A 24,127-nucleotide genomic window follows, 5' to 3' on the forward strand; every position below is an offset into this window, starting at 1 on the left:
CCGCCGGGAACCAGGCGCGTTTAAGGCATCAAGACAGAGTCGACAACGTGGATCACGCCGTTTGACTGCATCACGTCTGCGATGCTGATACTTGCCTTACCGCCTTTGGCGTCCACCACCCATAGCTTGCCTTCGTACAGCTTGATACTCAGCGACTCACCTTGAACGGTTTTCAGCATAACGGTGCCGCCGTTCTTTTTGGCCTCGGCCATTATTTGTGCAGATGTGTGAGTGCCGGGCACAACATGGTAGGTCAGGATTTTGGTCAGATCGGCTTTGTGTTCAGGCTTTACCAGCGTGTCGACGGTGCCTGCCGGAAGCTTCGCAAACGCTTCGTTTGTCGGAGCGAAGACGGTGAATGGACCTTTGCTGTTGAGCGTATCAACCAGCCCGGCAGCCTTGACCGCCGCTACAAGTGTCGTGTGATCCTTCGAGTTGACTGCGTTCTCAACGATGGTTTTAGTGGGGTACATCGCTGCGCCTCCGACCATCACCAAGTCGGCGGCAAAGCTGAGCGTTGCAGTTACACAGAGAATGGCGAAGCAGGCTGCTGCAGCAATTTTTTTGTAAAAGGCATGCATGATGTATCTCCTTGGCTCTTGTGCCCTCCGAGTGAGGGTATTGAATCTACGAGCCAGCGATCAAAATGGATGCATCGGTTGTTGAAATGATTTTGTGAGTGCTGCCCGTGTCAGGCTTTTGTCCTGGTGCTGGTGGTCGCTCATAAAGGCGTACCGCTTCGGCCACCCTGAATAGCAAAGGCCTGCATGAGTTTCCTCATGCAGGCCTTTTTTGTGCCTTGCTTATACGCAGTGCTAGACGAATGCTTGCCCGCTAAAGCCGCGAGGCAAGCGCTGAAGACCGGCCATTGCAGTCAGGCGCTCGATCCACTCTGCGCGCCAGTTGGTTGCGCCGTGGGAGGTTTTGGCCTGACGGGCCATGCGACGGGTGGCGTTGCGCTGATCCTTTCGCGCCTGTTTGTAGGCATCGGTATTGCGGCAACTGCGGCACTTCACGCGATTGAGTTCGCGGCTTGCCGACAGTTGTTTGCCTTTATGGCCGCAGGCCAGATGCCCGTCGACGTTGAAATGGATAACCATAACTGTCTCCTATGCGACATGTATAAGTTATGACAACTCACGCACGGTAACCGTTCGCCATTTGGGCGCTGGCCAAAAAAACACCCACATGCGGGCGGGAGAGGGCGTTACTTTGCAAAGGAGTGATTTCACTGTCGTCGCGCAGATGCAGTCGTCACGTGAAAAACTGGAAAAATAGACATTACGGGCAGACACAAGCGCGGTGACTCCTGTGTCACCGCTAATGAGCAAATTCCTGACACCCTGGCCGGGTCGAGGTCATCTGAACCGAGGCAGTGGCCGATCAACAGGCTTTAGCGCCGACAGCGTGTTGCGAATCAGCGGAGCATCCTTCTCGATGTCGTTCAGCCGGTCTCGGATGCGCAGGGCGGTGGGGTGTCCACCTTGGTGATCGACCCAGTCGGCGATCTCTTTGCAAGCGGCGGCGAGGCGCGCTTGTCGAGCGTCGAGCAGGGTGAGGAGGGTGGTGATGGACTCTTTTTCGGACATTGAACACCTCCGTTCTATGAAACCTGGGCTGCAGCAAAAAGCCCGCGTGTTGCGAGCCTTCTGCCGTGGGGCGCTGCTCCTTCAGCTGGTTTCAGTATAGACCCGCTTCTGATCGGCATCAGCCTGAAGACTGGCGGGCCGCTGATGGGGAACTCGCTGCGTTGAGGCGTCTGCATTCACCTCGTGCTTCACCCTCCGTGTCGTAGCCATCGCCGATGAAACCGCCAGTACGTGTGTCGCAGATGCGAAACCAGCTAGTGGCTTTGGCGGGATCATGCTGGCTGTCTTCGGCACGTCGACCGTAAATAATGATCTTGTTGCAACGCTTCACGACGAAAATGTCTTCCATGGCGTCACCGCAGCTGATTCGTGTCAGATCAACTATAGAAGCCCTCGGCAATCGTGCAAAAAATAGGCAGGTCAGCTCGTCGGTTGCCAGCGCCAGCCTTCGGGGTGCCAGGTCAAACAATGGCTTGGGTTTAACGCCTGTAAAAACGCTTGATCGTGGGAAACCGCGACAATCGCTCCGGGAAATGCCTGCAAGGCGTGTTCGAAAGCGTGCACCGACGCCAGGTCCAGATGATTGGTCGGCTCATCCAGCAGCAGTAATTGTGCGGGCGTCTGGCGCCACAACGCCAGCGCAAGGGCTGCTTTCAAGCGTTCGCCGCCACTGAGTGAGGCGCACGGGCGGTTAACGCGTTGTGCGTCGAGTTGCAGATGAGCGAGAAAGCTGCGCAACTCACCTTCGCTCAAAAGTGTTTGCTGTGCCTGCAACTGATCGACAATCGATGTGTGCTCATCCAGCAGCTTCAGTTGTTGGTCAAGAAAGGCAAAAGGCACGTGCGTGATGCACTCGCCACTTACCGGCGCCCATTCACCTGCCAGCAATTTCAACAGCGTCGATTTGCCACAACCGTTGTGACCGCTGACAGCGATGCGCATCGGCCCTTGAATGGCGAGGTCAAGGCGGGTGGTGGGCGCATCTGCCGGTAACCATGGCAAGCACGCGTCGATCAGCGTGCACACCCGCCGATTGCTCGGCACCACGCTGCCCGGCAGATTGATCAGCACGCCGTCGGCGGGCAGGACGTTTTCGTACGCCTCGCGAACACGCTGATCCAGATCGGCCTTGCGTGCCTGGTGGCCGACTTTTACCTGCCCTATGATGTCCCGCGCAGCGGCTTTCAACGCTGCCCGCTCGAAGCCCGAAACGTTGGCACTTTGTGCGTGGCGACGGCTGCCGGCCGCGTGGCGCTGGATCGTGTCGTGCTCGCGTTGCAGCCGCGTACGTTCGCGCTGACGTTCGATACGGGCCTGATCGAGCTGTGCCTGCGCCGCCTGTTGATGGATCCTGCGTTGCTCGGTGAAATCCGAAAACCTTCCGCTGAAAACTGTTACTCCCAACGCCGTGAGTTCGACAATTCGCTGCATCTGCTCCAGAAGCTGGCGGTCGTGACTGACGATAATCAGGCCGCCACGCCAGCGCTCAAGCAGGCTCATCAGCCATTGCCGACCGGCGCTGTCGAGGTGATTGGTGGGCTCGTCGAGCACCAGCAATGGCGCCTGACTCAGCAGTGCGCCGATCAAAGCGATTCTGGCTTGCTGGCCACCACTGAGGTGCTCCGTCAGATCCGACCCGGTGAGGTCGGTCAGCCCGGCCCCATCGAGCATCTGGCGCAAGCGTTCGGCCAGATCCCAGCGTTCATCGATGAGGTCGAAGTCGTGCGCAGTGGCACCACCGCATCTTAGTCGCTCCAGTGCGCTGAGCGCCGGGGCCGTCCCCGTTGCATCGGCGACGGTTTGCCCGGGTGTGGCGATGAACGTTTGTGCGACGTAATGCACGCAAACCGAGCGTGCCACGCTGCCGGTGCCGGGTTGTAATTGCCCGGCAATCAAACGTGCAAGCACGCTTTTGCCAACACCATTGCGCCCGACGATCGCAGTCGGTTGATGATCGAAAGTCAGGTTCAGGTCTTCAAACAGTGTTGCGCCATTGGCGAACTGAAAGCCCAGTTGATTCAGGGAAACGAGTGCGGGTGTACGCGAGACGTGAGTCATCGGCACCTCCAAAAAATGTCGTGAAAACTGACAAGCGCCGAGAACGGCGTGTCGCGATTACATTTTTAGAAGGCTGGATTGTTCACTGCTGCGGTCGTCCGAAGGAGGAGAGGTCGCTAGCCTAGATGACGCTCCCTTGCGGATCAAGATGCATCGGTCATCTCGCTCATTCGCTCGAGAAACATCGCCAGTGCCACTTCCTCCGCACGCAGGCCTTTGCGCACGCGCGGGCGAGGCAGTTCAGCGAGGGCGCCGAGCATGAATTTCTCCACCACGGCGGGGTGGATGTAGCATTTTCGGCACACCGCCGGGGTGTTGCCCAGCTGCTTGGCGACGCCTTTGACCATCTCCACCACATGCCGCTTGGCCTCGGTCTCGGATTCCCATTGCAACTCGCGCAACACCGCCAGCGCCAAGGCACTGCCGGCCCAGGTACGGTAATCCTTGGCGGTGAAATCGGCGCCGGTCAGGGTTTGCAGGTAGGCGTTGACGTCGGAAGAACTGACGGTGTGTCGCTCACCGTTTTCATCCAGATACTGAAACAGGTTCTGCCCGGGAATCTCCAGGCAACGCTTGATGATGCGCGCCAGACGCCGATCCTTGACGGTGATCTGGTGTTCGATGCCGCTTTTGCCGCGAAACTGGAAGAGGATCGCGCTGCCGTTGACTTCGACATGTCGGCTGCGCAGGGTGGTCAGGCCGTAGGAACGGTTGTCGCGGGCGTATTGCGTATTGCCGACCCGGATCAATGTGGCGTCGAGCAGGGTGATCACCGTCGCCATGACCTTGTCACGACTGAAGCCGGGCGCGGCCAATAGCGCCTCCAGTTGCTTGCGCAGTTTCGGCAACGCGAGACCGAACTCACGCAGGCGCGAATACTTGTCGGCATCGCGCACTTCGCGCCAGCGCGCGTGATAGCGATATTGCTTGCGGCCACGGGCATCACGGCCGGTGGCTTGCAGATGACCGCGCGGATCCGGACAGATCCACACATCGGTATAGGCGGGTGGTACGGCAAGGGCATTGATGCGTTTGATTTCATCCGGATCACTGATGCGCTGGCCGGACGGCTCGAAATAGCTGAACTTGCCACGCAGCTTCTTGCGGGTGATACCGGGCTGGGTGTCGTCGACGTAATGCAGGTCGGATGGCAGGTCGGCAGTCAGCACGGTGTCGGGCATGGCAGTTTCCTTTGATGGCGCGGCGGTCTGTAAAACGATTGACCGCACGCCGTTGCCGTGGTGCCGAATGATTTAAGCGAGGACTGCGACCGCTTTGATCTGCGCCCATAAATGCTGGCCCGGATGCACGCCCAACTGGTCCCGGGAATAGCGTGTAATACGCGCGAGCAGCGGAGTGCCGCCAGCATCAAGGCGAATCAACACGTGGGCGGCGTTGTCCGCCGATTGTTCGCTGACCACCGTCACCGGCAGTCGATTGAGGATGCTGCTGAATTCGCTGTTCTGCAGGCTCAGGCTGATATCCCGCGCGTGTACTTTGCAGCGCAGGGTCTGACCCGGTTCCATCGGCGCGTGCGTCACACGGATGCTCATCTCGGTGGCCGGCAATTGCAGGCTCAGCAGTTGATATTGCGCATCGTAGGCGCTGACCTGCCCTTCAATGATCACCCCGGCGTCATCGCCCATCGCCATCGGCAGATCAAGACGTGCGAGGGTTTCGCCAATCGGGCCGCTGGCCAGCGCTTTGCCTTCGCTGAGCAAGACCAGATGATCGGCCAGTCGCGCCACTTCATCCTGGGCATGACTGACGTACAACAGCGGAATGTCCAGTTCGTCGTGCAGACGTTGCAGGTACGGCAGGATTTCACTTTTGCGCTGGCTATCGAGAGCGGCCAGCGGCTCGTCCATCAGCAGCAGTTTCGGGCTGGTCAGCAGGGCGCGGGCGATGCCGACACGCTGGCGTTCGCCTCCCGACAAATGCTGCGGATGACGCTCGAGCAAATGCTCGATGCCCAAGAGTTCGGTGGCCTGCGCCATGTCGACCCGACGCTGGGACTTGGCGATGCGCTTGAGGCCGAACTGCAAATTGGCCAGCACCGACAGATGCGGAAACAGGCTGGCTTCCTGAAATACATAGCCGAGCGCGCGTTTGTGTGGCGGGACGAAAATGCCGTTATCGCTGTCCTGCCAGACTTCATCGTTGATCTGAATGAAGCCATGTTCAGCGCGCTCAAGCCCGGCAATGCAACGCAGACAGGTGGTTTTACCCGAGCCGGAATGCCCATAAAGCGCAGTCACGCCACGGCCCGGCAAGTGCAGGTCGACATCGAGGCTGAAGCCCGTATAGACCCGTTTCAAACGCACATCGATCATCGATCAGCTCCAGCCTGCGCGGGTCTTGCGGCTGGAGTACAGCGCCAGCAACACCAGAAACGAAAACACCAGCATCGCCCCGGCCAGCCAGTGAGCCTGCGCGTATTCCATCGCTTCGACGTGGTCATAAATTTGTACGGAAACCACGCGGGTCTTGTCGGGAATGTTGCCGCCGATCATCAGCACCACGCCGAACTCACCGACGGTATGCGCGAAACCGAGTATCGCTGCGGTGATAAAACCGGGGCGCGCCAACGGCACAATCACGCTGAAAAACGTGTCCCACGGATTGGCACGCAAGGTCGCGGCCACTTCCAGGGGGCGGGTACCGATCGCCGAGAACGCGTTCTGCAACGGTTGCACCACGAACGGCATGGAATAGATCACCGAACCGATCACCAGCCCGGTGAAGCTGAACGTCAAAGTGCCCAGGCCCAGCCATTGGGTGAACTGGCCGAGAAAGCCGTGCGGGCCCATCATCAGCAACAGATAGAAACCGATCACGGTCGGAGGCAGTACGAGGGGCAGGGCGACGATCGCTCCGATCGGGCCGCGTAGCCATGAATCGGTGCGCGACAGCCACAGGGCGATCGGCGTGCCGACCACCAGCAAGATCGCGGTGGTCAGGGACGCCAGTTTCAGGGTTAGCCAGATCGCCGCGAAATCGGCGCTTGTCAGTGACATTTTAAAGCTGGTAACCGTAGGACTTGATCACCGCAGCGGCTTTCGGGCCTTTGAGGTATTCAACCAAAGCTTTGGCGGCGGCGTTGTCTTTGCCTTTGTTCAGAATGACCGCGTCCTGTTTGATCGGGTCGTGCATGCTCGCAGGGACGATCCATGCCGAACCGCTGCTGACTTTGCCGTCCTTGTAGATCTGCGACAGGGCGACAAAGCCCAACTCAGCGTTGCCGGTCGAGACAAACTGATAAGCCTGAGTGATGTTCTGGCCTTCAACGATCTTGGCTTTGGTGGCGTCGGTCAATTTCAGTTTTTCCAGCACTTGCGTGGCGGCCAGGCCGTATGGCGCAGCTTTCGGATTGGCGATGGACAGGTGCTGGTATTCGTTCTTTTTCAGCACTTCGCCTTTCGCATCGACATAACCTTCTTTCGCCGACCACAACGCCAGCGTGCCGATCGCGTAGGTGAAACGCGAACCTTTGACGGTCTCGCCTTCTTTTTCGAGTTTTTCCGGGGTGGTGTCGTCAGCGGAGAGGAACACTTCGAACGGCGCGCCGTTCTTGATCTGAGTGTAGAACTGGCCAGTGGCGCCATAGGCTGCGACCAGTTTGTGCCCGGTGTCTTTTTCGAAATCGGCGGCGATGGCCTGGATCGGCGCGGTGAAGTTGGCTGCCACAGCCACCTGCACTTCATCAGCCTGAACTGCGCCGACGGCGAAGACGGCGAGCAAAGAGGCCAGGCAACCAGGGGCAAGACGTGAGGCACGAATGGTCATGTAACAGCTCCGTTATTGACGAGTGCAGCGGGCAGCTATTGTTTGAAGTGGGCTGCGCCGATGCGAGGGGTGAATTCGCTATATAGCGAAATATATAGCGAAATGCCGCCAAACAGGAAGTGTTGGTTAAAATCAGCGCGAGGATGTTTGAATCTTCACGCTGTACAGCTTCAGCGGCGAGCGAGTTTTGCCAGTGCGCCTTCGGCCAATTGTCGAGTCAGTTCAGCGCTACCGAGGTCTTTGCCCAAGGTGAATGCCTGACCGGCCCAGAGGTTGGCAAACTCTGCTTCGTTGATCGCTCGCAGCGGCATCAGCGCACCCCCGGCCAAGGGAAATGCTGGTGCCTGGGGCGAAATCGGGCCCAGCTCACGCATGACGCGATTGAGAATGCCCCGTGCCGGCCGCCCGGTAAAAATATTGGTGATCGCTGTTTCGCTTTCCTTGGCGGTGCGCAGCGCCTTGTGGTGAGCGGCGCTGACTTTTGCTTCCGGCGTGAACAGATAGGAGGTGCCGACCTGTACCGCTGAGGCCCCCAACATAAACGCCGCCGCCATGCCGCGCGCATCGGCAATTGCCCCGGCGGCAATCACCGGTACGCTCACCGCATCGACCACCTGAGGCACCAGGGCAAACGTGCCGATCTGACTGCTCAGATCATCACTGAGAAACATACCGCGATGGCCGCCGGCCTCGTAGCCCATGGCGATAATCGCGTCGCAGCCGTTCTGTTCCAGCCAGATCGCTTCATCGACCGTCGTGGCCGATGAGAGAATTTTCGCCCCGGTTGCCTTGACCCGCTCGAGCAAGGATTTCTCTGGCAGACCGAAATGGAAGCTCACGACTTCAGGTCGAAACTCTTCCAGCACTTCACAGGCTGCCGCATCAAACGGTGCCCGATTGGACACCGGCGTCGGTGCAGCGAAATCGGCGCCCAGTTCACGGTAATACGGTTCCAGTAAATGCTTCCAGTCACGTGCACGTTGCTCATCGGCTGCCGGTGGCTGATGGCAGAAGAAGTTCACGTTGAAGGGCTTGTCGGTGTGCTGGCGGATGGTTTTCAGCTCTTCGCGCAATTGCTCGATGCTCAACATCGCGGCCGGCATCGAACCCAGGCCGCCGGCGTTGCACACGGCGATGACCATGGACGAATTCGTCGCACCGGCCATCGGGCCCTGGATGATCGGCAATTCAATGCCGAGCAGATCAAGAAGACGGGTGTCTGGCCATTGGCTCATGAGGGCGGTTCTCCAAACGGTGTAGCGGGCAGGGGGCAAAACCGGTTTTTAGCAGCAAAACCGGATTCGGGGCCAGTTGGAAATTCAGAACAACCCGTGCAGTTTTTCAGCGTCGATGACATCCGCCGTTCTTCGGCCTCCAGAAGCGTGATGAAAATTGCTGGTACGCCGGTGGTCACGGCAATGGCGAACTCTTTAAGAATTTCGGTGAAACCACGACCGTCGAAAAAGCATAGACGCGGGCCATGGAAATACCCGGCGAATTCGCCGATTGGCGCAAAGTCGAATGTGGCAAGGTGTTGCGATGTGCTATTTCAAGGCACGACATTCTGAAAACAGTCCAGCGAGGCAGTCATGTTTAACGCCATTGTGATCGACAAAGACGACAGCGGTTACCGCGCCAACCTGCAACAGGTCAACGAGGAGCAATTGCCTGAAGGCGATGTCACCGTGGCTGTTGCGTACAGCACGCTGAACTTCAAGGATGGCCTGGCGATAACCGGCAGCAGTCCGGTGGTGCGCAAGTTTCCGATGGTGCCGGGGATCGATCTTGCGGGCACCGTGGAAGCCAGTTCACACCCCGACTGTAAGGTGGGTGATCAGGTGCTGCTCAACGGCTGGGGTGTTGGCGAGAATCACTGGGGCGGTCTGGCGCAGAAGGCGCGACTCAATGGCGATTGGCTTATTCCATTGCCCAAGGCCTTTACGGCGGCGCAAGCGATGGCTGTCGGTACGGCCGGTTATACGGCGATGCTGTGCATTCTGGCGCTCGAGCGTAATGGCGTGACGCCGGAGCAGGGTGAGGTGCTGGTCACGGGGGCCAACGGCGGTGTCGGCAGTTTTGCCATCGCCCTGCTGAGCAAACTCGGCTACCGTGTCGTCGCGTCCACCGGCCGGGTCTCCGAGCATGAATATCTGCAGCAGTTGGGCGCCGGCGAGATCATTGACCGTGCGACGTTGTCAGCGCCCGGCAAGCCACTGGCCAAAGAGCGTTGGGCGGCGGTGATCGATTCGGTTGGCAGTCACACCCTGGCCAATGCCTGCGCGAGCACCCGCGCCGAAGGCACCGTCGCCGCCTGTGGTCTGGCCCAAGGCATGGACTTCCCGGCGTCAGTGGCGCCGTTTATTTTGCGCGGTGTGACCCTCGCCGGCATCAACAGCGTGACCCAGCCCAAGGCCCGCCGACTGCAAGCGTGGGAGCGTTTGGCCAAGGATCTGGATTTCTCGCTGCTGGCATTGATCAGCCACGAAATCGGCCTGAGTGAAGCCATCGAGGCGGCGCCAAAACTGCTCGCCGGGCAACTTCGCGGACGGGTTGTGGTGGACGTCAATCGCTGAGGTTTTCAGGTTGCGTAGCATCCATTGACCGTTCACGCCGGCGTCTCGCGCTCAAGCAACTGACGCTTGCGCTCGACCCCCCAACGATAACCGGAAAGGTTGCCATCGCTGCGCACCACGCGGTGGCAAGGGATCGCCACCGCCAGGCGGTTGGCCCCGCATGCCTGAGCCACTGCGCGCATGGACGTCGGCGCACCGATGCGCTGGGCAATTTCGGCGTAGCTGGCGGTGCTGCCGAGCGGAATCTCCCGCAACGCTTGCCAGACACGTTCCTGAAACGCCGTCCCCCGCACGTCCAGTGGCAGATCCAGGCCAATGGCCGGCGCTTCGATAAAACCCACGACTTTGGCGATCAACTGTTCAAACCCGCTGTCTGCGCCAATCAGGTTGGCTCTGCGAAACTGATCCTGCAGGTCGCACACCAGTTGATGCGGGTCGTCACCCAGCAAAATCGCGCACACCCCACGCTCACTTTGCGCCACCAGAATCGCGCCCAGCGAGCATTGGCCTACGGCAAAATGGATGTCGTTGTTTTGACCGGCAGCGCGGTAGTCGCCAGGTTTCATCCCCAACAGTTGGTTGGCTGATTCGTAGAAACGGCTGTTGGAATTGAAGCCTGCGTCGTATAGAGCGTCCGTCACCGAATTGCCGTCCGCGAGACGTTCACGCACTCTGCGCGAACGATGGGCGGCGGCGTAGGCTCTTGGCGTCAGGCCAGTGGCGGCTTTGAACACGCGATGAAAGTGAAACGGGCTCAAACCGGCCGTCTCTGCGAGCTCGTTCAGGGCGGGCGGATTTTCTGCTATCTCGATTTGCCGGCATGCCGTGGCGACGGTCGCGGCATGCTGCGCGGCGACATCACTTTGATCCTTGCTCGCACGTTTGCTCGGCCGATAACCCGCGGCTTCGGCCTGTTGGGCGGTATCGAAAAACTCGACATTCTGGGGTTTCGGCAAGCGTGCCAGGCTGCTCGGGCGGCAGTAGATGCCGGTGGTTTTTACCGCATAGACAAACTGCCCGTCCGCCTGCGGATCCCGTGCAAGCACGGCGGCCCAGCGTGGATCATGTTCGGTATCAAGCGGGGTCGAAAGCGTTTTCATGATGAGTAATCCGTTGACCTGTTTGATTCAGGTTAACCAGCCTCGCCAGGCACAACACTCCGGGCCTTGCGGTCAAATTTTTCGGGTTCAGCGAGCGACCCGAAACGTCAGATTGATCCGCTGTTGACCCAAGCGCGGATGCTGACCTTGCTTGATTGGCAATACGCCGTGGTAGCGCAATCGGTCGACGCCGCCCCAGACCACCATGTCACCGTGCAGTAGCGAAATTCGCCGGGTCTTGTCGCTGCGCGCAAAACCGCCGAACAGAAATATGGCTGGTAATCCGAGTGACAGGGAAACGATCGGCGCGGCGTAGTCCTTTTCGTCTTTATCCTGATGCAATGACATTTTTGCGCCGGGGACATAGCGATTGATCAGGCAGGAATCTGCATTGAAGCCAGAGAAACCAGCTCGCTCGGCTGCCGAATGCGCCAGAGCAGCGAAGGATTTCGGCATCTGCGGCCAAGGCAGCCCGTTGAGCGGGTCGACAGCCGAATAACGATAGCCGCTGCGATCAGTGATCCAGCCCCACTCACCGCAACTGCTGGTGCCGACTGACATGCTGAAACCGCCCGGTGTGACCATGTGGCGCAAGGGGGCCGCTGCGAGAACGGCGTGCAGTGCCGGCAGCAATTGATCGACAATCGGCAGGGCGAAGCCGCGCAATAGCCAGGATTGCTCGCCAATCTGTTCGGCTCGGGCTTGTTGTTGAGGTTCGTGGTCAGCGAACAGGTCGAGAGTTGTTGAGGACATGGCCATCAGGTTGCGTCGTGAAAGATGATGCCTAGGGTATGCCTTTTTCCACTGTGCAGGCGACTGACACCGTGGCGCATGGTCACCCGATAATCACCGCGCACGCCTTTGACGGGGCGCTGATTCACGGCAAAGATCAGCGCATCACCTTTCGTCAGATCAAGTACGTGCGGGCGAGATTGCATGCGCGGGCGCTGCTCGGTGAGAACGAACTCTCCACCGCTGAAGTCTTGCCCGGGTTCTGACAGAAGAATCGCCACTTGCAGCGGAAAAACCGATTCGCCGTACAGGTCCTGATGCAGGCAGTTGTAGTCCTGCGGGCCGTACTGCAACAGAAGAGGGGTGGGGCGTCGTTGACCGGCGGCATGGCAGCGCTGAAGAAACTCGGCGTGGTTCGGAGGGAAACGCTCGGGCAGGTGCATGCGTTCGTACCAGCGATTGGCCAAGGGGACCAAGCGCGGATACAACGCGCAGCGAAGGCGTTCTACCGGTGTCGGCAGGGGATATCGAAAGTATTTGTACTCGCCGCGACCGAAACCGTGGCGGGCCATGATGACCTGCGATCGAAACGGTTCGGTCTGTGGATACAGCGCACTCAGGTGATCGCAGGTTTCGGCCAGCAGCAGCGAACGGATGATCGCGTAGCCGTCCTGATCCAGTTGCTGCGCAAGGCTTGCCCAGTCGAGCGAATCCAGACGCGAGGGTGACATCGACATGCTGACTCCTTGACGCTTGGTCGAAGAAAGTCAGTCTAGGCAAGGCCTGGCGGCAGAACACTCCGCCGCTTGCGGTCGAATTCGCTGCCGCGTCTTACAGTGCTTTGCTTACCGAGATTTCGCTGATCACGTCGTCGCTCTGGCCGTGAAGGGCCTCCAGAGCGGCCTTGGCTTCTTCGGCAGTGCCGTTTTCCAGCTGCGCGAACTCGAAGCGGCGTTCACCGTTGAGTTTGTACTTGATGACGTATTTGGTTGTTTGGGCCACGGTCATGCTTTCCTTTCTGGTTGAGCGGCGTGTCTCAGCTGAGTTTGGTGCTGGAGCGACGGATGATCTTGATCGAGTGGGTCAGCGTCGGCTTGCGGGTTACGCTGATCGCACGGCGGTTGACCGTGTCTATGGTGATGTTCCAGAAACCGGTGCTCGGCGCGGTGATACGGGCCGGGAAGGTGTCGAAGGCGCCGCCGTGATAGGTGTGACGGCCGCCATTTTTGAAGCTGCGGAAGTTGGCGTCGTTCATCAGACGGATGTTGCACATTTGCGAGCATTGAATGACGACGATGTCGTCTTCGTTGAGGTGTTCGCGCTGGTGAATGAATTTCATGGGCGCCTCCAGAAGGGCTTTTTCTACAAAATCAAAACGATAGCTTGTAATTGCGCGCAGTTTATCAGCCCGCACGGGTTATTATCTGGCCGTCGGGCGTTGGTTTGACAATTTTGAACAGATATTCGCAATCGGATGCGGGTTAAATGCAGAAGGCCCCGGAGAAAAACGGCATTTGTGCTGTCGGACGGTCTTTAACGGAGGTTTTGTATGAAGTGGGGTGTGGTGTGTCTGCCGTTGATTCTGGCTGTGGGTGGTTGTGCGAGTGTTTCCGAAATCAATGAAACGCTGCCGACCATGAGCGTGATCTCCGGCAAGAAACCCCATGAATATGCCCAGTGTCTGGCCGATAAACTGGCAGACAGCCGCGGCGCGCTGCAAGTGCAGCCGCACAAGGACGGGGTTCGGGTCATCGTACCGGGGAAACTTTCTACGGGTGCAGCCGCAGTGTTTGATATCGAAGATCGCTCCGGCGGCAGCAGCATCAAGTTGCATGAGCGCATGTCGAACGTGCCGGTTCGCCCGCGTGACGTGCAAAAGGCCGCCAATGCGTGTATTTCCGGCTGATAGACTGACAGTCATCAGCACCGATGCCGTCGCAGTCATGCTGTGACGGCATTTTCATTTCTGGAGTCGCGATGAAGCGAGAGCAAGTACGGGAGCGCCACGTAGAGGGCCTGATCTCTGCCACCCATGTTATCCAGAACCCGGCGAATCCGGGTGAGTGGATCGTGTTTTTCAAGAAGAGCGCCGGGCGCAGCTACTTTCTGGTCGACGATAACGACGAAGTCGAATCCTTCAACCGTCTCGACGATCTGATCGAAGTCGTTCGTGGACTCGGGATCAAGTTCGCCGAAATTCATATGTAAGGTCTATTTGCAGACCACGACAACGCTGCGGTTCTTGTAGTTGCCGACATCAACGCCCAGGGTTTTGTCGCTTTCCTTCGGCTGGGGTGTGCCGTCGGTGCCAACGATTCGGTAGCCAGTGCCCGCGCAGGAGGCATCGGCTTTTTCATAGCAGGTCGCCCAGGAATTCGCTTCGCCGGAGCAATCGATCGACAGCCCCTGTTCACCATTGTTCAGGTATGTGGGTTGGGAGGTGGCGCAACCGGCCAGTGCCAATACCGCGATCAGGGGCAGCCATTTTTTCAGATTCATGTTTGTGGTCTTCAGCGAGGGGGACTAGACGCTCTGACAGCGCCGGTGTGAAAAGGTTATAGCGTTTGGCCACTTGTTTGTAGTGGGCACAAAAAAGCCCTGCTCAAGGGCAGGGCTTGGGGCGTCGCAGTCGATCAGTCCTGATCTTTGCCGCGGCGCTTGGCCGATGCCGGAGTGTCGGTGAACACTGCCGCTACATCGGTCGCCATTTGTTCGCTGTCGAAAGGCCCGGCGATGTGTTCGCCATTGGTCGTGGTCAGCGTCCACTTGCCGTCTTTCTTGTCGATCACATACCCGTTGACGATTTTTACCGCAGCCATCTATCTGTCTCGTTCGCTGGTTCAAAGGCGCCATGATACCGGCAAATGCTCGCATTGGGGGGCGATGAGCGTATGGTGATTCAGTTTCTCGGCTGCTTTGAGCTACGCTGATCTGGCTGCGCCAGGATGTCGATGGAACTATCGGCGAGAATATTTCTCTATGTTGGCATCGGTTAGCCAGTGCGGGGCATTGTAAGGTGCACGCCGCCTGATTAGACTGCGCCGAAACTCGTACACACAGCCCTTTCAAGGACTTATATGATCAAGAAATGCTTGTTCCCAGCAGCCGGTTACGGTACTCGCTTCCTGCCAGCGACTAAAGCCATGCCTAAAGAAATGCTGCCGGTGGTAAACAAGCCACTGATCCAGTACGGCGTTGAAGAAGCTCTGGACGCTGGCCTGACGGAAATCTCCATCGTGACCGGTCGTGGCAAGCGTGCTCTGGAAGACCACTTCGACATCAGCTACGAGCTGGAAAACCAGATCAAAGGCACCGATAAAGAGAAATACCTGGTCGGTATCCGCAAACTGCTCGACTCGTGCTCGTTCTCCTACACCCGTCAAACCGAAATGAAAGGTCTGGGTCACGCGATCCTCACCGGTCGCCCACTGATCGGTGACGAACCGTTCGCCGTGGTCCTGGCGGACGACCTGTGCGTCAACCTCGAAGGCGACGGCGTACTGACCCAGATGGTCAAGCTGTACAAGCAGTTCCGTTGCTCGATCATCGCCATCCAGGAAGTCGATCCGCAGGAAACCAGCAAGTACGGCGTTATCGCCGGCGAGATGATCCGCGACGACATCTACCGCGTTCACAGCATGGTCGAGAAGCCAAAGCCGGAAGATGCGCCGTCGAACCTGGCAATCATCGGTCGTTACATCCTGACTCCGGACATCTTCGACCTGATCGAACAAACCGAGCCAGGCAAGGGCGGTGAAATCCAGATCACCGACGCCCTGATGAAACAAGCCCAGAACGGCTGCGTCATGGCCTACAAGTTCAAAGGCAAGCGTTTCGACTGCGGTGGCGCTGAAGGCTACATCGAAGCGACCAACTTCTGCTTCGAGAACTTCTATAAGACTGGCAAGGCTTACTAAGAGCGCTTGATTGGTCTGTAAGAAAAACCCGCTTCGGCGGGTTTTTTCATTTTGCGCCCCCATATGACTGGCAGCGCTTGCCCAATGGGTGGCTGCAGGTATGCTGATCCCCTGCCGAGGAGATAGAAATGGCCTACGATTTTGACCTTTATGTGATTGGTGCCGGTTCCGGCGGTGTGCGCGCTGCGCGTTTTGCGGCCGGTTTCGGTGCGAAAGTGGCGGTGGCGGAGAGCCGTTATCTGGGCGGGACCTGCGTCAATGTCGGCTGTGTGCCGAAAAAGCTGCTGGTGTACGGCGCGCATTTCGCCGAAGACTTTGAGCAGGCGTCCGGTTTTGGCTGGAGCCTGGGCGAAGCGAATTTCGACTGGGCGACGCTGATCGCCAACAAGGATCGTGAGATCAATCGCCTCAACGGCATCTATCGCAATCTGCTGGTCAACAGCGGCGTGACCTTGCATGAAGCGCACGCGAAGATCGTTGGCCCGCATGAAGTTGAAGTGAATGGTGAGCGTTTTACAGCGAAAAACATTCTGATCGCTACCGGTGGCTGGCCGCAGATTCCGGAGATTCCGGGGCGCGAGCACGCGATCGGTTCCAATGAGGCGTTCTTCCTCAAGGAGCTGCCAAAGCGTGTACTGGTGGTTGGCGGCGGTTACATCGCCGTCGAATTTGCCGGGATCTTCCACGGCCTTGGCGCGAACACCACGCTGCTGTATCGCGGCGATCTGTTCCTGCGCGGCTTCGATGGTTCGGTGCGCAAGCATTTGCAGGAAGAGCTCACCAAGCGTGGTCTGGACCTGCGGTTCAATGCCGACATCGCGCGTATCGACAAGCAGGTCGATGGCAGTTTGAAAGCCACCCTTAAAGATGGTCGTGTGCTGGAGGCGGATTGCGTGTTCTACGCCACGGGTCGGCGTCCGATGCTCGACAATCTGGGGCTGGAAAACACCGATGTGCAGCTCAACGACAAAGGCTTCATCAAAGTCGACGAGCAGTATCAGACCAGCGAGCCATCGATTCTGGCGCTGGGCGATGTCATTGGTCGTGTGCAACTGACGCCGGTGGCGCTGGCTGAAGGGATGGCTGTGGCACGACGTCTGTTCAAGCCAGAGCAATACCGTCCGGTGGATTACAAGATGATCCCGACGGCGGTGTTCAGTCTGCCGAACATCGGCACGGTCGGTTTGACCGAAGAAGAAGCGCGCGAGGCTGGCCACGACGTGGTGATTTTCGAAAGCCGGTTCCGGCCGATGAAGCTGACCTTGACCGAGTGTCAGGAAAAGACGCTGATGAAGCTGGTAGTCGACGGCAAGACCGACAAAGTCCTCGGCTGCCACATGGTCGGCCCGGACGCTGGCGAGATCGTTCAGGGTTTGGCGATTGCGTTGAAGGCTGGCGCAACCAAGCGCGACTTCGACGACACGATCGGGGTACACCCGACGGCCGCCGAAGAATTCGTCACCATGCGTACGCCGGTCGGCGCTTAAGCGTCTTTCGGCTTGGCCGAGTCTGGCGCTGCCGTAACGGCAGCCGCCAGACGCTGGCTTTCTTCCAGGCTTGCCTGAGCCTTGTTCAATTCCTTTTCCAGTGACTGGTTGAGCAGCGTCTGCTCCTCGACGCTCTGCTTGAGTGTCTGGCTTTCCAGGGTGGCCACGCGCAGGCGTTCCTGGAGGAGGGTGCGTTCGCTGTCGACGCGGGTCGCTTGCTCGAGCAATTGGTCCTGACGCTGATTGCTCTGCTTGAGCTGATCTTGCAGCAGACTCAGTTCGCGCTGCGTGCCACGGTTTTCCGTGAGCAGGCGTTCGTTGTCGCGGTGCAGTTGCGTGATCTCGTCCTGGCGGACCAATGCACTTTGCTGCGCCTGACGCAATTCGGCCTGAATCTGTTGCACCTGCGCTTCGTGGCGGCTCTGTTCTTGCTCGCGCTGCTCTTTGCTGGCGTTGCGGTAGTGCTCCAGCGCGTCACGGGCATGCAGGTGTTTTTCTTCCAGCGAGCGGATCTGCTCGTCCCTGTCCTGCAAGCGCAACTCAAAGTCGGCCAATGCCTGATTCAGCCCGGCATTGCGGGTCTGCTCGGTCTGCAGCATCGAGCGTGTGTTGTTCAGCGCTTCGGATTCACGCGCCAGTGCAGCGCCTTGAATGTCGTGCTCGTGTTCGAGCTTTTCCAGTGCCTGACGCGTCTGTTGCAGCTCCGACTCCAGTGCTTCGCGCTGCTCCTCAAACTGCTCGCGGGCTTGCTCGATGGGCTCTTGCGCTTGTTCTTTGAGGCGTTGGGCGAGCCTGGAGACGAGGGCGGTCAACTCGTCATCGATAGGCTCAGCCGAGGCTTCAACGGGCTGGGCGCCGTCATCCAGTTCTTTCAAATAGCGATGGATCGTGGTTTTCGAGCCGGTGTTGCCCATTTCAATGCGTACTGCATCGATGCTCGGGTGTTCGCCACGGGCGAGGATCGCTGTACGCGCGATCTGCACCAGTGCTTTGGTTATGCCGCCACGGGCCATGTGAACTCCTACGTTTACGTACTGTGGTACATGCCACTAAAGTACGCAGTGTACCATCTCAAAAATAAAGATAAACCTTTGATATTGAAGACGCGGGATATACTGGTATTACCCAGTGTCAGGCGGCAAAATGCGCCTTTGCATTCCTGCATCAGTACGCCAGCGAGAAAACAGCCCATGAGCGATCTGGATCGCTATCTGCAAGCCGCCACCCGTGACAACACGCGCCGTAGCTATCGCGCGGCCATCGAGCATTTCGAAGTTAAGTGGGGCGGGTTCTTGCCGGCGACGGCCGACAGCGTCGCGCGGTATCTGGTAGCGCACGCCGAAGAGTTGTCGATAAACACGCTGAAGCTGCGTCTGTCGGCGCTGGCGCAGTGGCACAACAGCCAAGGGTTTGCCGATCCGACCAAGGCGCCGGTGGTGCGCAAGGTTTTCAAAGGGATTCGGGCTTTGCATCCAGCGCAGGAGAAACAGGCTGAGCCGTTGCAGTTGCAGGATTTGCAGCGCGTCATCGACTGGCTGGAGCATGAGGCGCAAACCGCAAAAGAGCAGCAGGATCGTCCGCTACTGCTCAAGGCTTATCGTGATCGCGCCTTGATTCTGCTGGGCTTCTGGCGCGGCTTCCGCAGCGATGAGCTGTGCCGCCTGCAAATCGAACATGTGCAGGCGCATGCCGGCAAAGGCATCACCTTGTATTTGCCGCGCAGCAAAGGCGATCGGGAAAATCTCGGGCAGACCTATCAAGCTCCGGCGCTGCTCAAGCTCTGCCCGGTGCAGGCCTATATCGACTGGATCACCGAAGCGGCGCTGGTACGCGGCCCGGTTTTCCGCAGCATCGACCGCTGGGGCAATCTGAACGAGGAGGGCCTGCACGCCAACAGCATCATTCCTTTGCTGCGCCAGGCGTTGCAGCGTGCCGGGATTGCCGCCGAAAACTACACCAGCCATTCCCTGCGTCGCGGCTTTGCCACTTGGGCACACCAAAGTGGCTGGGATCTGAAATCGTTGATGAGTTACGTCGGCTGGAAGGATATGAAGTCGGCGATGCGCTATGTTGAAGCCAGCCCATTCCAAGGGATGGCTCGGATTACGGATAACCCGGCTTCGTCGTAGATATCGTTTTCTTCTATTAATACAGTCGGCTAATAGCGAAAACAAATCAGCAGCATCAGGTTTGCCAATGAGCCATCCGTCGAGTGAGTGGGTAGGATTCACCCATCGAATTCACAACCCTGACGGAGAGTCATCAATGCCTATCATCAACAGCCAAGTAAAACCGTTCAAAGCTACCGCGTTCAAAAACGGCGACTTCGTTCAAGTCTCGGACGCTGACCTGAAAGGCAAGTGGTCGGTTGTATTCTTCTACCCAGCCGACTTCACCTTCGTTTGCCCAACCGAGCTGGAAGACCTGGCTGACAACTACGCTGCTTTCCAGAAACTGGGCGTAGAGATCTACAGCGTTTCCACCGACACCCACTTTGCCCACGCTGCCTGGCACAACACTTCGCCAGCCATCGGCAAAATCGAATACACCATGATCGGCGACCCGACCCACGTCATCTCCCGCAACTTCGACGTGCTGATCGAAGATGCTGGTCTGGCTGACCGTGGCACCTTCGTGATCAACCCAGAAGGCCAGATCAAAATCGTTGAACTGAACGATGGCGGCGTTGGCCGTGACGCTTCCGAGCTGCTACGCAAGATCAAGGCTGCTCAGTACGTTGCTGCTCACCCAGGCGAAGTTTGCCCAGCCAAGTGGAAAGAAGGCGAGGCCACTCTGGCACCGTCCCTGGACCTGGTCGGCAAGATCTAAGCCTGTGACACGCAACGCAGGGCGGTACGCCGCACCTTCTTAAGTACGCTGCACCGCCCAATAAAAATGCCCGGGCGAGATTCGCTCGGGCTTTTTTTCGCCTCAAATAAAGGAAATCGCCCGTATGTTGGACGCCAATCTTAAAGCCCAGTTGAAATCGTACCTGGAACGGGTCACCCAGCCGATCGAGATCGTTGCCTCCCTCGACGACGGTGCGAAATCCCGTGAAATGCTGGAACTGCTGAAAGACGTTGCCAGTCTTTCGAGCCAAATTACCCTGATCGACAGCGGTGACGATGCACGCAAGCCATCGTTCTCGATCAACCGCCCGGGCGCCGACATCAGTCTGCGTTTCGCCGGCATCCCGATGGGCCACGAGTTCACCTCGCTGGTGCTGGCCCTGCTGCAAGTCGGCGGCCACCCATCGAAAGCCAGTGTTGAAGTGATCGAGCAGATCCGCTCGCTCAAAGGCCAGTTCAGCTTCGAGACCTACTTCTCGCTGTCCTGCCAGAACTGCCCGGACGTGGTCCAGGCGCTGAACCTGATGGCTGTGCTGAACCCGAACATCCGCCACGTCGCCATCGACGGCGCGTTGTTCCAGGACGAAGTCAACGATCGCAAGATCATGGCCGTGCCGAGTATCTACCTCAACGGTGAGAACTTCGGTCAGGGCCGCATGGGCCTCGAAGAGATTCTGGCCAAACTCGACACCGGTGCCATCGAGCGTCAGGCTGAGAAAATCAGCGCCAAAGAGGCCTTTGATGTGTTGGTCGTCGGTGGTGGACCGGCCGGTGCGTCGGCAGCGATTTACGCTGCACGTAAAGGTATCCGCACTGGCGTCGCCGCTGAGCGTTTCGGCGGCCAGGTGCTCGACACCATGGCCATCGAGAACTTCATTTCCGTACAGGAAACCGAAGGACCGAAACTGGCCACGGCGCTGGAAGAACACGTCAAGCAATACGACGTCGACATCATGAACCTGCAACGTGCCGACAAGCTGATTCCGGGCAAAAACGGCGAGCTGCACGAAGTCCGTTTCGCCAGCGGCGCGACCCTCAAAGCCAAGAGCGTGATTCTCGCGACCGGTGCGCGCTGGCGTGAAATGAACGTGCCGGGCGAGCAGGAATACCGCAACAAAGGCGTGGCGTACTGCCCGCACTGTGACGGTCCGCTGTTCAAAGGCAAGCGCGTGGCAGTGATCGGCGGCGGTAACTCCGGCGTTGAAGCAGCCATCGACCTGGCCGGCATTGTCTCGCACGTGACGCTGCTGGAGTTCGACGTACAACTGCGTGCCGACGCGGTATTGCAGCGCAAACTGCACAGCCTGCCGAACGTCACGGTGATCACCAGCGCGCAAACCACTGAAGTCACCGGCAATGGCGAGAAGGTTAACGGCCTGCGTTACAAGGATCGCAACACCGACGAGTTGCGTACTGTCGAGCTGGAAGGGATCTTCGTGCAGATCGGTCTGTTGCCGAACACTGACTGGCTGAAGGGCACCATCGAGTTGTCGCCGCGTGGCGAGATCATCGTCGACAACCGGGGTGAAACGTCGATCCCGGGCATCTTCGCTGCCGGCGACGTGACCACCGTGCCGTACAAGCAGATCGTGATCGCGGTGGGCGAGGGCGCCAAGGCTTCGCTGAGTGCTTTCGATCACCTGATCCGCACTTCGGCTCCGGCGTAAGCGTCCAGCCAGAAATAAAAAAAACCCGTGAGCGATCACGGGTTTTTTATTGCGCGTGAAAAGCTGCCCCTCACCCCAGCCCTCTCCCGAAGGAGAGGGAGCCGACCGAGGTGTCTGGCGTTGTCCATCGACCTGAATGACCGAGTCGATTATGGATTCGGTAAAAATCTCTCACGTCGGCGGAATTCTTGAATATCCCCCGATCAGTTCCCTCTCCCGAGGGAGAGGGAGCCGACCGAGGTGTCTGGCGTTTTCCATCGACCTGAATGACCGAGTCGATTATGGATTCGGTAAAGATCTCTCACGTCGGCGGAATTCTTGCTTATCCCCCAATCAGTCCCTCTCCCGAGGGAGAGGGAGCCGATCGAGGTGTCTGGCGTTTTCCATCGACCTGAATGACCGAGTCGATTATGGATTCGGTAAAGATCTTTCACGTCGGCGGAATTCTTGCATATCCCCCAATCAGTTCCCTCTCCCTATGGGAGAGGGTTAGGGTGAGGGGCTTTTCAGCTTTTACAGCGGCGCAGGCTGAATGATCTCGACCCAGTAACCATCCGGATCCTTGATGAAAGCCAGGCTCTTCATGCGGCCATCGGTCAGGCGCTTCTGGAAGTCACAGCCCAACTCTTCAAAGCGCGCACAGGCCGCGACGATATCCGGCACCGAAATGCAGATATGACCAAAACCACGCGGGTCGGTATTGCCATTGTGATAGGCAAAATCCGCATCGTTTTCGGTGCCGTGGTTATGGGTCAGTTCGAGAATGCCCGGGATCGATTTCATCCACTCAGTGCGGGCAGCCGCGTCGGCCGGGATCTGCGCTTTGTCGACCAGTGCGAGGAAGTACAGGCTGAACTCGGCTTCCGGGAAATCGCGTTTCTCCACCAGCGAGAAGCCCAGGACGCGGGTGTAGAAGTCCAGGGATTTAGTGATGTCTTTGACGCGCAACATGGTGTGGTTGAAAACGAAGTTGCGGGTTGCGCTGTCTGGGGTGGCGGTGACGCCGGGGAACGTATTGAGTTCGTGCAGGCTCATGAGCCCTCCAATAACTATGGGCGAGTGAATGGACGCAATGATACGCATGCCTGTCGGCATCGCCAAATGAAAGGGCAGGCTTGCCCTGCGTGCGGGCGAGGCTCAGACTTTACGGTTCAATCTGCGAGTGCGTCCGGCAATGATCCGACTGTGTAAATCCGTGTTTGTTTTTTTTGTGTTGTCGCTTGTGGCGGTGTGCGCGTCAGCGGACGAACCAAGCATTACCTGGCCTGCCGGTTGGCAAGTTGAGGCGCTGCCCGAGGCGGCTGCACAGGTTTCCCGTCAGCGCGCGGTCAAGAATGACGCCGATGGCAATCAGGTGATGGTTATGGAATTGACCATGACTCATGTCGAAGCGGGGCATCAGGTCAATTTGCAGGGCGTGCTGCTGGAGATGCGCAAGTCGATACAGAAGGACTTCTTCCAGGGCGGTTACCAAAGTGTCTGCAACAAAGTGCATCCGTCGACGCTGGGTACTTTGTCGGCGCTGGAAACCACTTGCACCATCACCGAAAACGGTCGGCATGTGTTGTCGCAAACCCTAGTGGCGGCAGTCGAGGCGGACAAGGCTTATGTTCTTTCCTACGCCGGGCAAGCTGAGATTTATAAGGCGAGCGCAGACGAGATAGTGGCGCTGAGAAACAGCTTGAAACTTTAAGGCGCTGTACTCTTCACGGAGGAGGTTAGATACCCGAACGGATTAAGCACAAAGTTTAATCGCGGGCTTGATCGCAACATCGCGCCGCAAAATGTTTAGCTCTCTGACTCAGCAGCGTTACAGAAAACCCGCAACTTGTTCGATGAAATTCATTTCATTTGTTAGATATTGTCAACAAAAAAGCCCTGCGTCATGCAGGGCTTTTTTGTTGGCGTTGGATTAACCGCGCAACCAGGAATCAACGGTGGCTGCACCGTATTGTTCCTTCCAGGCTTTCAGGCCACGGTGATTGCCGCCCTTGGTTTCGATCAGTTCACCGGTATGCGGATTCTGATAAACCTTGACCACGCGAGCGCGGCGGGTTTTAGGGGCTGCAGAAGTTTGCAAAGCGGATTTTGCCGGGTTCGGATCGAGGATGGCGACGATGTCCTTCAGGCCTTTGCCGTAGGTTTTCATCAGCCCCTGGAGCTTTTCTTCGAATTCGATTTCTTTCTTGAGCCCGGCATCGTTCTTCAGCGATTCCAGCTGTTTGAGCTGTTCCTGAAGGGCCTTTTCAGCTGCACGAAATTCAGCGAGTCTGGACAATATCTTTACTCCAATAGTGTGTTTGGCTGATACCAACCGCAAACAAAGCTAATAAGCCAAGAGCCTTGAAGCGACTCGGTGATAAATGGCT

General features: G+C 58.1%; 29 protein-coding genes. 9 read left to right on the plus strand and 20 right to left on the minus strand.

What is annotated here, in order from left to right; translation table 11 throughout:
- Window positions 1–20 precede the first annotated feature (20 nt).
- From HU754_RS13380 to HU754_RS13425, 10 genes are all read right to left on the minus strand, one after another.
- The gene (locus HU754_RS13380; protein ID WP_186621395.1) at window positions 21–581 is read right to left on the minus strand and encodes a fasciclin domain-containing protein; all 561 of its coding nucleotides are present in this window, start codon (window positions 579–581) and stop codon (window positions 21–23) included.
- A gap of 234 nt (window positions 582–815) precedes the next feature.
- The gene (locus HU754_RS13385; RefSeq protein WP_093431037.1) at window positions 816–1,100 is read right to left on the minus strand and encodes a hypothetical protein; all 285 of its coding nucleotides are present in this window, start codon (window positions 1,098–1,100) and stop codon (window positions 816–818) included.
- 258 nt (window positions 1,101–1,358) lie between these two features.
- The gene (locus HU754_RS13390) at window positions 1,359–1,589 is read right to left on the minus strand and encodes a hypothetical protein (RefSeq protein ID WP_008082703.1); all 231 of its coding nucleotides are present in this window, start codon (window positions 1,587–1,589) and stop codon (window positions 1,359–1,361) included.
- 118 nt (window positions 1,590–1,707) lie between these two features.
- The gene (locus HU754_RS13395; RefSeq protein ID WP_186621397.1) at window positions 1,708–1,938 is read right to left on the minus strand and encodes a hypothetical protein; all 231 of its coding nucleotides are present in this window, start codon (window positions 1,936–1,938) and stop codon (window positions 1,708–1,710) included.
- Between the two features lie 71 nt (window positions 1,939–2,009).
- Complete coding sequence (locus HU754_RS13400; protein ID WP_186621399.1) at window positions 2,010–3,647, minus strand: ABC-F family ATP-binding cassette domain-containing protein; 1,638 nt, start codon at window positions 3,645–3,647, stop codon at window positions 2,010–2,012.
- Window positions 3,648–3,790: 143 nt separating this feature from the next.
- Window positions 3,791–4,828, minus strand: a complete 1,038-nt coding sequence (locus tag HU754_RS13405) for a DNA topoisomerase IB (protein ID WP_093431046.1) — start codon at window positions 4,826–4,828, stop codon at window positions 3,791–3,793.
- 72 nt (window positions 4,829–4,900) lie between these two features.
- Window positions 4,901–5,980 (minus strand): molybdenum ABC transporter ATP-binding protein, encoded by a 1,080-nt coding sequence (gene modC, locus HU754_RS13410; RefSeq protein ID WP_186621401.1) that lies wholly within the window; start codon window positions 5,978–5,980, stop codon window positions 4,901–4,903.
- Between the two features lie 3 nt (window positions 5,981–5,983).
- Complete coding sequence (gene modB, locus HU754_RS13415; RefSeq protein ID WP_093431052.1) at window positions 5,984–6,664, minus strand: molybdate ABC transporter permease subunit; 681 nt, start codon at window positions 6,662–6,664, stop codon at window positions 5,984–5,986.
- A 1-nt stretch (window position 6,665) separates the two neighbouring features.
- Complete coding sequence (modA, locus tag HU754_RS13420; protein ID WP_095047790.1) at window positions 6,666–7,433, minus strand: molybdate ABC transporter substrate-binding protein; 768 nt, start codon at window positions 7,431–7,433, stop codon at window positions 6,666–6,668.
- Between the two features lie 170 nt (window positions 7,434–7,603).
- Window positions 7,604–8,668, minus strand: a complete 1,065-nt coding sequence (locus HU754_RS13425) for an NAD(P)H-dependent flavin oxidoreductase (RefSeq protein WP_186621403.1) — start codon at window positions 8,666–8,668, stop codon at window positions 7,604–7,606.
- A gap of 354 nt (window positions 8,669–9,022) precedes the next feature.
- On the opposite strand from HU754_RS13425, the gene acuI reads away from it, so the two are divergent.
- Entirely contained in the window at window positions 9,023–10,006 is a 984-nt protein-coding gene (gene acuI / locus HU754_RS13430) for an acrylyl-CoA reductase (NADPH) (protein WP_186621405.1), read from the plus strand.
- Window positions 10,007–10,038: 32 nt separating this feature from the next.
- On the opposite strand, the gene ada is transcribed toward acuI, so the two are convergent.
- From ada to HU754_RS13455, 5 genes are all read right to left on the minus strand, one after another.
- Window positions 10,039–11,106: a bifunctional DNA-binding transcriptional regulator/O6-methylguanine-DNA methyltransferase Ada gene (gene ada / locus HU754_RS13435; protein ID WP_186621407.1), complete on the minus strand. Its 1,068-nt coding sequence runs from the start codon at window positions 11,104–11,106 to the stop codon at window positions 10,039–10,041.
- An 87-nt stretch (window positions 11,107–11,193) separates the two neighbouring features.
- A complete protein-coding gene (alkB, locus tag HU754_RS13440; protein WP_186621409.1) occupies window positions 11,194–11,859 on the minus strand; it encodes a DNA oxidative demethylase AlkB in 666 nt (221 codons plus the stop codon).
- 5 nt (window positions 11,860–11,864) lie between these two features.
- On the minus strand, window positions 11,865–12,575 hold the full coding sequence (locus tag HU754_RS13445; RefSeq protein WP_186621411.1) for a 2OG-Fe(II) oxygenase: 711 nt from the start codon (window positions 12,573–12,575) through the stop codon (window positions 11,865–11,867).
- Between the two features lie 94 nt (window positions 12,576–12,669).
- A complete protein-coding gene (locus HU754_RS13450; RefSeq protein ID WP_093431686.1) occupies window positions 12,670–12,840 on the minus strand; it encodes a hypothetical protein in 171 nt (56 codons plus the stop codon).
- A gap of 34 nt (window positions 12,841–12,874) precedes the next feature.
- On the minus strand, window positions 12,875–13,177 hold the full coding sequence (locus HU754_RS13455; RefSeq protein ID WP_007912251.1) for a DUF1883 domain-containing protein: 303 nt from the start codon (window positions 13,175–13,177) through the stop codon (window positions 12,875–12,877).
- Between the two features lie 210 nt (window positions 13,178–13,387).
- On the opposite strand from HU754_RS13455, the gene HU754_RS13460 reads away from it, so the two are divergent.
- Window positions 13,388–13,744, plus strand: a complete 357-nt coding sequence (locus tag HU754_RS13460) for a hypothetical protein (protein WP_093431070.1) — start codon at window positions 13,388–13,390, stop codon at window positions 13,742–13,744.
- Between the two features lie 71 nt (window positions 13,745–13,815).
- Entirely contained in the window at window positions 13,816–14,046 is a 231-nt protein-coding gene (locus tag HU754_RS13465) for a hypothetical protein (RefSeq protein ID WP_008082673.1), read from the plus strand.
- Window positions 14,047–14,049: 3 nt separating this feature from the next.
- Here the strand turns inward: HU754_RS13465 and HU754_RS13470 are convergent, their stop codons facing one another.
- Both HU754_RS13470 and HU754_RS13475 read right to left on the minus strand, forming a co-directional pair.
- Window positions 14,050–14,337, minus strand: coding sequence for a hypothetical protein (locus tag HU754_RS13470; RefSeq protein WP_093431076.1), 288 nt, complete (start codon window positions 14,335–14,337; stop codon window positions 14,050–14,052).
- 134 nt (window positions 14,338–14,471) lie between these two features.
- A complete protein-coding gene (locus HU754_RS13475) occupies window positions 14,472–14,657 on the minus strand; it encodes a hypothetical protein (protein ID WP_090283267.1) in 186 nt (61 codons plus the stop codon).
- Window positions 14,658–14,915: 258 nt separating this feature from the next.
- On the opposite strand from HU754_RS13475, the gene galU reads away from it, so the two are divergent.
- Window positions 14,916–15,755: a UTP--glucose-1-phosphate uridylyltransferase GalU gene (gene galU, locus HU754_RS13480; RefSeq protein ID WP_093431079.1), complete on the plus strand. Its 840-nt coding sequence runs from the start codon at window positions 14,916–14,918 to the stop codon at window positions 15,753–15,755.
- Between the two features lie 128 nt (window positions 15,756–15,883).
- Window positions 15,884–17,242 carry a glutathione-disulfide reductase gene (gene gorA, locus HU754_RS13485; RefSeq protein WP_186621413.1) on the plus strand — a complete coding sequence of 453 codons (1,359 nt, stop codon included), beginning with the start codon at window positions 15,884–15,886 and terminating at the stop codon, window positions 17,240–17,242.
- Here gorA and HU754_RS13490 read toward each other — a convergent pair.
- A complete protein-coding gene (locus HU754_RS13490) occupies window positions 17,239–18,255 on the minus strand; it encodes a DNA-binding protein (protein WP_186621422.1) in 1,017 nt (338 codons plus the stop codon). The two genes, gorA and HU754_RS13490, sit on opposite strands and share 4 nt — an antisense overlap.
- 177 nt (window positions 18,256–18,432) lie before the next feature.
- On the opposite strand from HU754_RS13490, the gene HU754_RS13495 reads away from it, so the two are divergent.
- The 3 genes from HU754_RS13495 (at window position 18,433) to ahpF (ending at window position 21,758) form a co-directional block, all read left to right on the plus strand.
- Window positions 18,433–19,371 carry a site-specific integrase gene (locus HU754_RS13495; protein ID WP_186621424.1) on the plus strand — a complete coding sequence of 313 codons (939 nt, stop codon included), beginning with the start codon at window positions 18,433–18,435 and terminating at the stop codon, window positions 19,369–19,371.
- A 136-nt stretch (window positions 19,372–19,507) separates the two neighbouring features.
- A complete protein-coding gene (ahpC, locus tag HU754_RS13500; protein WP_047602282.1) occupies window positions 19,508–20,071 on the plus strand; it encodes an alkyl hydroperoxide reductase subunit C in 564 nt (187 codons plus the stop codon).
- 124 nt (window positions 20,072–20,195) lie between these two features.
- A complete protein-coding gene (gene ahpF, locus HU754_RS13505) occupies window positions 20,196–21,758 on the plus strand; it encodes an alkyl hydroperoxide reductase subunit F (protein WP_038368199.1) in 1,563 nt (520 codons plus the stop codon).
- A 513-nt stretch (window positions 21,759–22,271) separates the two neighbouring features.
- On the opposite strand, the gene gloA is transcribed toward ahpF, so the two are convergent.
- On the minus strand, window positions 22,272–22,793 hold the full coding sequence (gene gloA / locus HU754_RS13510; protein WP_007963339.1) for a lactoylglutathione lyase: 522 nt from the start codon (window positions 22,791–22,793) through the stop codon (window positions 22,272–22,274).
- A 139-nt stretch (window positions 22,794–22,932) separates the two neighbouring features.
- Between gloA and HU754_RS13515 the strand changes: the two genes are divergently transcribed.
- Entirely contained in the window at window positions 22,933–23,451 is a 519-nt protein-coding gene (locus tag HU754_RS13515) for a DUF4946 domain-containing protein (protein WP_186621681.1), read from the plus strand.
- 219 nt (window positions 23,452–23,670) lie between these two features.
- On the opposite strand, the gene HU754_RS13520 is transcribed toward HU754_RS13515, so the two are convergent.
- Window positions 23,671–24,036 (minus strand): histone-like nucleoid-structuring protein, MvaT/MvaU family, encoded by a 366-nt coding sequence (locus HU754_RS13520; protein ID WP_093431101.1) that lies wholly within the window; start codon window positions 24,034–24,036, stop codon window positions 23,671–23,673.
- Window positions 24,037–24,127 lie beyond the last annotated feature (91 nt).

This window comes from Pseudomonas zeae (assembly GCF_014268485.2).
GTDB classification, from domain to species: Bacteria; Pseudomonadota; Gammaproteobacteria; order Pseudomonadales; family Pseudomonadaceae; genus Aquipseudomonas; species Aquipseudomonas neuropathica.